Below are 1,254 nucleotides of genomic sequence, written 5' to 3' on the forward strand. Positions count from 1 at the left end.
GAATTTAGCGCGGTCGCTAAACATTTCGGCACCACCCAGGTGCTGCACGATATCAATCTGAAAATTGATGCCGGTGAATACCGGCTGGCTGCCGACGATCCGGATGAGGAGAACACCCTCGCCACGGCAGTTTTCACCCTCGATGCCAACCACGTCAGGTGGCAAATTTTCGACATTAACCGCGACGATGCTAAATTTCAGGGAGAAGTGCGTGGGTGAGATAGCCGGTCGTCAGTCATAAAGGGCAGGGTAGTACCGTTGGCCCGGCGTTCGATAGTACCGTCCGGATACTGCCAGATATCGGCGTCCAGGGAGATGTCCTGAAGCGCGGTGTCCGGAATTTCAGGTTTGTGTCTCTACAAAGACTAACTATCAGAAAAACTCATCGAGCATCAAATGAAACTGCAATTTATTCATATCAGGATTATCAATACCATATTTTTGAAAAAGCCGTTTCTGTAATGAAGGAGAAAACTCACCGAGGCAGTTCCATAGGATGGCAAGATCCTGGTATCGGTCTGCGATTCCGACTCGTCCAACATCAATACAACCTATTAATTTCCCCTCGTCAAAAATAAGGTTATCAAGTGAGAAATCACCATGAGTGACGACTGAATCCGGTGAGAATGGCAAAAGCTTATGCATTTCTTTCCAGACTTGTTCAACAGGCCAGCCATTACGCTCGTCATCAAAATCACTAGCATCAACCAAACCGTTATTCATTCGTGATTGCGCCTGAGCGAGACGAAATACGCGATCGCTGTTAAAAGGACAATTACAAACAGGAATCGAATGCAACCGGCGCAGGAACACTGCCAGCGCATCAACAATATTTTCACCTGAATCAGGATATTCTTCTAATACCTGGAATGCTGTTTTCCCGGGGATCGCAGTGGTGAGTAACCATGCATCATCAGGAGTACGGATAAAATGCTTGATGGTCGGAAGAGGCATAAATGCCGTCAGCCAGTTTAGTCTGACCATCTCATCTGTAACATCATTGGCAACGCTACCTTTGCCATGTTTCAGAAACAACTCTGGCGCATTGGGCTTCCCATACAATCGATAGATTGTCGCACCTGATTGCCCGACATTATCGCGAGCCCATCTATACCCATATAAATCAGCATCCAGGTTGGAATTTAATCGCGGCCTCGAGCAAGACGTTTCCCGTTGAATATGGCTCATAACACCCCTTGTATTACTGTTTATGTAAGCAGACAGTTTTATTGTTCATGATGATATATTTTTATC

General features: G+C 46.2%; 2 protein-coding genes. One reads left to right on the plus strand and one right to left on the minus strand.

Annotated elements, in window-relative coordinates; translation table 11 throughout:
* Positions 1–219: hypothetical protein (locus EXE29_RS17220; RefSeq protein ID WP_157010908.1), on the plus strand; the 219-nt coding region annotated here is incomplete at its 5' end.
* 153 nt (positions 220–372) lie between these two features.
* On the opposite strand, the gene aph(3')-Ia is transcribed toward EXE29_RS17220, so the two are convergent.
* Positions 373–1,188, minus strand: coding sequence for an aminoglycoside O-phosphotransferase APH(3')-Ia (gene aph(3')-Ia, locus EXE29_RS17225; RefSeq protein ID WP_000018326.1), 816 nt, complete (start codon positions 1,186–1,188; stop codon positions 373–375).
* Positions 1,189–1,254 lie beyond the last annotated feature (66 nt).

This window comes from Acinetobacter sp. WCHAc060006, from assembly GCF_004209135.1.
GTDB lineage: Bacteria > Pseudomonadota > Gammaproteobacteria > Pseudomonadales > Moraxellaceae > Acinetobacter > Acinetobacter cumulans.